Annotated in this window: 6 protein-coding genes; 3 read left to right on the top strand and 3 right to left on the bottom strand. The window is 42.2% G+C overall.

All coding sequences use genetic code 11. The annotated features are described in order from the left end of the window. Positions 1-196: 196 nt before the first annotated feature. Together V7K89_RS29750 and V7K89_RS29745 are read right to left on the bottom strand one after the other, a co-directional pair. Entirely contained in the window at positions 197-1,261 is a 1,065-nt protein-coding gene (locus V7K89_RS29750; RefSeq protein ID WP_335193735.1) for a hypothetical protein, read from the bottom strand. Between the two features lie 85 nt (positions 1,262-1,346). Then, complete coding sequence (locus V7K89_RS29745) at positions 1,347-3,188, bottom strand: vanadium-dependent haloperoxidase (protein WP_335193733.1); 1,842 nt, start codon at positions 3,186-3,188, stop codon at positions 1,347-1,349. A 1,437-nt stretch (positions 3,189-4,625) separates the two neighbouring features. Between V7K89_RS29745 and V7K89_RS29740 the strand changes: the two genes are divergently transcribed. From V7K89_RS29740 to V7K89_RS29730, 3 genes are all read left to right on the top strand, one after another. Then, positions 4,626-5,297 (top strand): glutathione S-transferase family protein, encoded by a 672-nt coding sequence (locus tag V7K89_RS29740; RefSeq protein ID WP_335193731.1) that lies wholly within the window; start codon positions 4,626-4,628, stop codon positions 5,295-5,297. Between the two features lie 84 nt (positions 5,298-5,381). Next, positions 5,382-6,248, top strand: a complete 867-nt coding sequence (locus tag V7K89_RS29735) for a CmcJ/NvfI family oxidoreductase (protein WP_335193729.1) — start codon at positions 5,382-5,384, stop codon at positions 6,246-6,248. Between the two features lie 200 nt (positions 6,249-6,448). Next, complete coding sequence (locus V7K89_RS29730; protein ID WP_335193727.1) at positions 6,449-7,030, top strand: beta-class carbonic anhydrase; 582 nt, start codon at positions 6,449-6,451, stop codon at positions 7,028-7,030. Here V7K89_RS29730 and V7K89_RS29725 read toward each other — a convergent pair. Next, a complete protein-coding gene (locus V7K89_RS29725) occupies positions 7,008-8,039 on the bottom strand; it encodes an Mrp/NBP35 family ATP-binding protein (RefSeq protein ID WP_335193725.1) in 1,032 nt (343 codons plus the stop codon). The two genes, V7K89_RS29730 and V7K89_RS29725, sit on opposite strands and share 23 nt — an antisense overlap. Between the last annotated feature and the right edge of the window lie 224 nt (positions 8,040-8,263).

Here is an 8,263-nt window from a genome sequence, read left to right as displayed (position 1 = left end):
TTTCGCCTGTCCCATACCAAGACCTTCACTGTTCAATAGCTTTAAAATCTGTACCACTTATCCTGCATGGCTTAGAGCTTTTCTTAGTGCCATTCACACCAGAATGCTTTTACCAACGCTGCTTATTGCTTGAGCGACTTCTGAGGCTGCCTGTGTGGCGGCAGCAGGAACTAGCACTGACAGCACCACATCAGATTCAATCACCAGTTGTTTTAATGAACTTGAAAGAAGTTATTTTTTCTCCTTCGTAAGCTAGGGCTTGGTCGCCTGCTTGGGCAAATGCTTGGGCGAGTTCAAGCAGCTTTTGTCGCTCTTGCTCGTTAACGATACCAGCTGGAGGCGGCATTCGTTTTTCTTTAATTTGGCGCACCGTTTCGTGTCGTAAGGAGAGCGCTTGATTTGGATAACTCAGCATTAATAAAGGATTCTGTTTAGCTGCGTTATCTGGACTATGGCAAACAATACAAGCGTGTTGACGTAGATTAACCTCAAATGCACGATAAGCAGCATCAACTTTAGCGAGGTATGGGTTCGATGGAGAAAACAAACGGGTATATAGTGTTACATAAGGTTGCTTTTTGCCATGAGCATCATTCCAAACCCACTTACCATCCCATACATGATTTACTACTGGTCTTTGTGAGTCAACCACAGCTGAACGCAGCGCCCCTTTGAGCTTTTTCTGTTCTAGAAACAAAAGTAATTCAGTACTTTGCTGGTAAGAATTCCACTTTTTCGATGAGTGCCAAAAAGGATAAGGATAAGCACCAATATCAAGCTGATTGCGGAACTGAATGGGAAGGTGAATCACAATTAAATTGTTTACCTGTTCAACCTTTGGTTCACCTTTGAACATAAAAGTGGCTAGGTATATGCGACGCCAAACTAACGGATCAAATTCAGTTGTTTGATTATCTTTGAGATTGTAATTACCGACTTTGCTTTGAGCGCCCCACAAGAAAGGTGCATTCATGGTTTCGCGGAGAGTTGTTAGCTTAGCAAGTTTGTCAGCGCACAAGTTGAAGGCTGCTAAATTTTTAGTATCAGAAACAATGGGACAAGCAGCAATAATTTCTTTACCTAATTTCTTAGCTAGTTCTATGTCCGGCGATGCTTCTTGTGCTGATACTATATTTTTGGGATTGAGTGCTTGTGTTGTAGATATTAAGAACGCGATCGCTACTGCTATGCTCAATAACATAGATCGCGTAGGCGCAGCCTGCCGCAGGCATCGAGAGTAAAATCTCCGAAGATCAGACATTGTAGAACTCTGAAACTAAATAGGATTTGAGTAAATGTAGAGACACGATAGTTCGCGTCTCTATATTTTCTAAACAGTCAAAGCTTTAAACTGTGATTCTTGTACCATCAAACTTGGTGAAGGTGAAACCTGAAAATTTTTCGCGGAATGTTAGCTTCTCATCTCTGAGAATACTAATTGCGATCGCTTCGCCAAGCGCTAAGGAAGCTGCTGCATCTGTGCGCCAGTGAATCCCAGCACTATCACGACCCAAGCCAATATTCGCTGCTAGTTTATTCAATTCGCCGCCCACGGTCAGCAGTGGGCCTTGATAGGGAATCAACTTAGTGGGATCTTTGGGATCGGGTACTACCGGATTCGGAATCACATAACTCTCATCAAATAGTGCTTTCAAGATTGTCACACTGGCACCTGCCGCTACCGAAGCGCCTCCTGGATAAGAAGAGTGGAATGGTGCCCCTTCAGGAAAAGCCTGCGGTAGCAGATAGGATTTGTTTTTGCTGAAGAAGCGATCAAGTGCTTCTGAGTTAAAAACATCGGGGTGAATCGGATAGTTTGTTTTATTCACCTTATTGTTGTGAACTAACCCACCATAAGCCTCTGCTCGCAGACGACGGTGAACATAGTACTTCTGCCAATAAGCCGCTCTGATTGCATGTGGACTAACCCAACCGATTAAAGATTGTGAATACCCTGGACCAAATGTCGCAGAACCACTCGCTTGGGTCTTCGAGTTGTTATAAGGATTACCGGGATTGTAAGGTGAGCCAACGCCACCAGCTAGGAGGTCATTAATGACTGGCTTGGCGAGTAGAATTAGAGCAGCATTTGTATAGACGGGTGGTGGCGTGTGGGCAATCTCTGACTGGTCGCGCCCGTTGATAAAGTAACGAGGCGTTGAGTCAAATTTAATCGTTCGACCAGGATCGCCACCATTTTGCACCAGCAACCACTCGTTATAGTTGGTTTGAAAAGTGTTTTCGGGAATAGCTAGGGGAACACGGTTAAGCTGAACATAACTCTGTGTTCCTGCGGGCACAGGACGCAGTAAAAACTGGGAGACATAAGGTCCTACATCTACCCCTGGTAACGTGTGGTAAGTCGTTCCACCAGAGGCATTAACGTAAATCGCAGTGCCTCGAAATAGGAGTTCGGGTGTAACCTGTCCGTTCTGTTTAGGCCCTTTGAATGCTGACAACCGATTCAGATCCTGAACTGCTGCCAGAATCAGCGGGTTAGTTGTATTATTGCGGAACTCGCTAAAGGGTACATCCTGCAACAGTTGTTGCCAAGCAATTTCAAGGAATTCAGCCGCCTGCTCTGCACTATCGAGGGTAGGTGGCACTGGAATTGTCAATTGAGTCGGATTCAGCCCACTCAAGCTAACCGCTAATGGACCGAGCGGTTGTACTAGCTTCCGTGTGCCACCCAGGATGATTTTTTCATACTCATCGGGATCATCGGAGTTCAACGCATTAATAAAAGATTGATAAGCCTTCAGATCCACTTCGCCCAGCTTGTTATGGGGTAATCCTCGTGTATCCGTCGCAATTTTGTTAGCATACTTCGCCTCATCTCCATTGGTGGGATGAGGAGGAATAGGAACTTCCGAATTAACCTTGGCTGCTCTTATACGTACTTGAAAAGCTCTATTACGAAAGTTGCTATAGTTAAATGTTGCAGGAGGTTTTTGGGCCTGGACAACATTTCCTCCTTTCTTCAAGGAAAGGGATGAGCTGAAAACCCCTGCCACAACACTAGCTACACTAAACAAACCGGCGCGACCGAGAAATAAACGTCTGCTGCCGCGACCGAGGAATAATCTTCTACTACCTGCGCTAGTTTGAGGTTGCTTAGTTTTTGTTATTTCACTATGAGCCTGAGCATTTTTTTCAGAATCTTGATGAGAATTGGGATCTGTTTGCATCTAAGTTGCTCTCCACTAGTAAAAAATTATATAAAAATCCATTCAGAGGGAATAGGCAATCCTACACGCAAATAGTGGGATTGAAATAAAAACCAGAGGTTGAGCCACTCTGGCTTTGCGCTTTATGCTTCGTTGAAAGCAATTTCGGCATAATTCTTTAGAAATATTTGCTAGCTACACGGAGTTGTCTCAGTTTATCTATTTCGCTATTAGCCTGAGTATCTTGTTCGGAACCTTGATGAGAATTTGGATCTAATTGCATGAGATGTTCTCCACTAGAAAAAATAATGCAAAAATCTAGTCATAAGTGAATACATGAGCATCTGAAAACTAGAACAACTAGCCACACACGAAATACCCACCTCTAGAGAAACAGGAAATCGAACCAGATTTGGGATGATATCTGAAGTTACTTTACTGGAAGGTAACTTGCATAAGAGTGATATCAAGTTCGGTTAAACACTTAATAATATCTATAGGTTAGGTTGAAGAACGTAGAATCGAATGCGAACAGCATCTCGTCGAGAAGGGGGTTCCCCTGCGGGAAGCCAACATTTGATCCTTGTTCATGTTAGGTTTCACTGCCGTTTAACCCAACCTAAATTGATAGATTTTATTAGAAGTAATCATCCAAACTTGATATGATTCTCCTGACAGTAATATCGGCATTCAGTGCTGATATGATGCCTTGATCGCATGGCTGTTAATACTTTTGTAGTTGTAATCAGTGCGATCGGATGTTGCCGGGATTAAAGCACAGCTAAAACCACGGCTTGCTTCCAGTCAAGCTATATAATACGGTAAATTTATCGATTTACAGTATTTTGTAGATATTAAATCAGACTCTCTCACAATCGGTGATGAAAATCAAGAGGTCTTTACAATAAACTTAGCAAGAGCGTGAAAGTCCTAGAAAAACAGGCGCACAGCGTCGTATTCTCTGCTTGAGATTTTCTCTTCCGTACAGTTAGTAGATTTATGGACAAATATCCTCAAGCGACTTTTCCCGGTGTTACCCGGAATGGGCAAACTGCAATACCCTCTATCCCAAAGCACAAACGCCTGATTAAAGTGTATTTCAGGTAAATGAAGTACACGGGTAGAGGCACAGCCATGTTCCCTACGATTATCTGTACCTCACAAAGTTGCTGTATGTCTAGCTATTTATTTAGTTGCACTAAGTAATTAGGTATGCATATTTTCAGAAAGACTGTATACTATCTATAGTACTTTAAATCGACCGATAAACTGTAGTATTATCATCTAACTGACGTAAATACCTGCCAGTCAATTATTTAACTGCACTAATCAGAAAACAGAATGGTTTCTTTCATCCATAATGGGCGATCGCTCATGAACAGCTTCTGTTTTATTGCTTTAGGTTGAGTTGTGCAATCTAATAGTCTGGATTCACGATTATTACAAGGAAAAAATTTCATGAGCAACATACACCTATACTTCGCCAAAGCCTCTACCTTCTCTCAACGTACTCGTGTCGTCTTACTGGAAAAAGGTATTGACTTCACCCCGATAGAAATTGACTTACAAAATAAACCAGATGGGTACACGCAGATTTCGCGCTATGGCAAAGTTCCAGCTATCAAACATGGGGATGTTGAAATTTACGAGTCCGCTATCATCAATGAATATCTAGATGAGGTTTTTCCCGAACCAGCTTTATTACCCCGCGATCTGGCAGCTAAAGCGATCGCTCGCATCTGGATAGACTACGCCAATACTCGCTTTGTCCCAGCTTTTAACAAATTTCTGCGCGGTAAAGATAGCACTGAACAAGAACAAGGACGAAAAGAGTTCACAGAAGCACTTCTATATATTGAACAAGAAGGATTAGGCAAAGGTGATTACTTGTTAGGAGATCAGTTTAGCCTAGTTGATATCAGCTTCTATCCTTGGTTTGAACGTTTACCACTCTTAGAACACTTCCGTAAATTCACACTACCCGCCGAAACACCTCGTTTGCAGACATGGTGGAATCTGGTACGTGATCGCTCCTCAATTCAAGCGGTAGCAAACCCTGTGGACTTCTATTTGCAAAGATTCGCCAAAGTTCTCGGTGAACCGATACCCGTTGGTGCAGCACAAAAATAGGCCACAAAGGTATGGTGATGGGAGTGAATTTTTAACTGTTGAGTATTGACCAAAAATTAACCAAAATCCAAAATGGGATGACCTATGAGCTTAAATAACCAAGTTATAGACAGAGCGATTTCCCAAGAGCTGCCATCCGTAGAGGCTAACCTCAGTTACCTGATTCCAATGGCAGAAAAACCTGTTAACTATACCTACGAACCGCCAACCAGGATTCCTCGCACGAACGCAACATATCAGACGCATCGACTGCCAATTTACAATGCTCGCTCCATCTCAGATAACATCTCGTTAGATAGAGAAGGATTCTCTTTTACTGGACATAATACTAATGTCTGCGACTTTTACGATGAAGACGAAGTACGCCGCGTCTACTATCCAGAAGCCGAGCAATTGTTAAAAGAGGTGACAGGTGCAACAAAGGTAGTGATATTCGACCACACCCTTCGTAATGCTGGTAACTCCAAGCCAGGTGAGAATAATATTAAGGAACCTGCTAAGCGCGTACACAACGACTTCACCGCGAAATCAGGCTATACTCGCGCCCGTTTGGAATTAGCAACGCAGGGCATAGATGATATTGATGCGCTACTAAAACAAAGATTTGCCATCATCAATGTTTGGCGAGCGATCGCACAACCAATTCAAGAGTCACCACTAGCAGTGTGTGACGCACAAAGCATTGCAATAACAGACCTTGTAGCTGGTGATTTAGTGTACCGCGATCGCATCGGTGAGACATACGGAGTCACGTATAACCCCCAACATAAATGGTTCTACTTCCCACAAATGCACAGAGACGAAGCACTGTTTATCAAATGCTTCGACTCCGCAGAAGAGGGACACGCCCGTTTTGCCGCTCATACAGCCTTTGAAGACCCTACTAGCCCAGCCAACGCCCCCCCACGAGAAAGCATCGAACTAAGGACATTCGTCTTTTACCCCGCATAGATCGCAAAACTTGTCTTAAACTCCTACTCTGTGCGGCTGTGCGTAAAACAAATTACAGCAGTTTTCATGTATTTGAACCACACCGTTCGTAGGGGCGCAAGGCCTTGCGTCCCTAACCTGTGGTCTATTTACTTTTGGTTTGCTAATCTAACGGTAAGCGTTAGCTATGCCGTCAGGCTTATCGCCCACATAAACTCAAAATGAGCCAAATTGTAGAAGAAGTTCTAGCAGCTAATCTTAGTTACACTAATAAATTCGGTGATAAAGGTAATCTCACTATACCCCCATCTCGTCGGTTTGCAATTCTTACGTGCATGGACGCTCGACTTGACCCAGCTAAATTTGCTGGACTAGCTGAAGGAGATGCCCATGTAATTCGTAATGCAGGTGGACATGCTAGCGATGATGCGATTCGCTCTTTAGTGATTTCTTACAAATTACTTGGTACGTGTGAATGGTTTGTAATTCATCACACTAATTGCGGGATGGAAACCTTCACTAATGAAATCATCAGTAATTTACTTTCTAGTAGCCTCAAAACAGCCAAGCTAGATGAAATAGGTTGGTCAGATATTGGATCTGCGTCGGGATCAGGTGAAGGCAAGTTTATCAATTGGTTGACTATTGATGACCAAGCCAAAAGCGTCTATACAGATGTCCAACGGATTCGTTTGCATCCATTAGTTCCGAATGAAATTCCGATCTATGGCTATATCTATGATGTCAAAACAGGGCAATTAATTGAAGTTCCTGAAGCTACTAAGCTTGGTCAAGCTGCGTAGTTTGATCGTGTAACATAAAAGTAGTACTTAATGAAGTAGCTATTTGTGTAAAAACATCCTTTGCTGGTGAAGCGTATTCGCATATTGCAATCGGATTTCCAGTATCACTACCGCTACAAATGCGGGGATCAATGGGAATTTGTCCCAACAGAGGCGCTTGTAATTCTGCGGCTAGTTGTTCGCCGCCACCACTACCAAAAATCGGTGTGCGTGAACCACAATCACCACAAATTAAATAACTCATATTTTCAATGATGCCAAGGACAGGAACACCCACTTGGCGAAACATATATATATTACGTCGTACATCTGCAACAGCCACTTGTTGAGGAGTTGTCACTAAAATGACTCCACAAATTGGGCTTTCTTGGATAATTGTAATTTGAGCATCACCTGTACCAGGAGGTAAATCTATCAATAAATAATCTAATTCCCCCCATTCCACATCTTGCAAAAATTGCGTGATAATTTTATGCAAAACAGGCCCTCGCCATGCCAAAGGACGATTTGCTTCTGCAAGTAAACCCACTGACATTATTTTTATTCCCTGAACTTCTAGAGGTAAAAACTTATCACCTGTGGGAGTATTAATCACTTGAATATCAGCTTGTCCTAAACCCAACATCTGGGGAACATTAGGACCATAAACATCAGCATCTAATAGTCCTACTTTTGCACCTTGTAATTTTAAAGCTGCGGCGATATTAACGGATGTTGTGGATTTCCCTACACCACCTTTACCACTAGAAACTGCAAGAGTTGTTTTAACACCGGGAATTGTACAAATTTGAATATAAGTTTTTTTACACCAAGATAGAGATGATAATAATAATTGAATTTCTGGCTGTAATTGGTGCTGATGAGAACCAATATATAAACGTAAGTAAATATAGTCATCAACTATGCGTAAGTTTCGTACCATTCCCAAACTAATGATGTCATTTTTTAAGATAGGTTCGATGATTTGTTTGAGTAGTTGGACAACTTCTTGCTGATGGACTGTAATCATATTTTCTGGATGTTAGAAAGGATATTTCTGTACTTCATATTGATGTAACTTATCCTAGAGAATTTGAAATCTGCTATATAACTTTTAATAATTTATGAGTATGTCTTACGCACTCGTACATTACCTCAATATTATAGCAGTCGCCATCTTAGTTAGGACGTAGAATATATAGAGAAGTGATTGATTTCTGCATTCGTATGGCAAACCCTTACAGTTATGATCTA

The organism is Nostoc sp. (assembly GCF_036917515.1).
Classification (GTDB): domain Bacteria; phylum Cyanobacteriota; class Cyanobacteriia; order Cyanobacteriales; family Nostocaceae; genus Nostoc.
The sequence above is the reverse complement of the archived record's forward strand: the minus strand, read 5'-3'. Positions and strand labels throughout refer to the sequence as shown.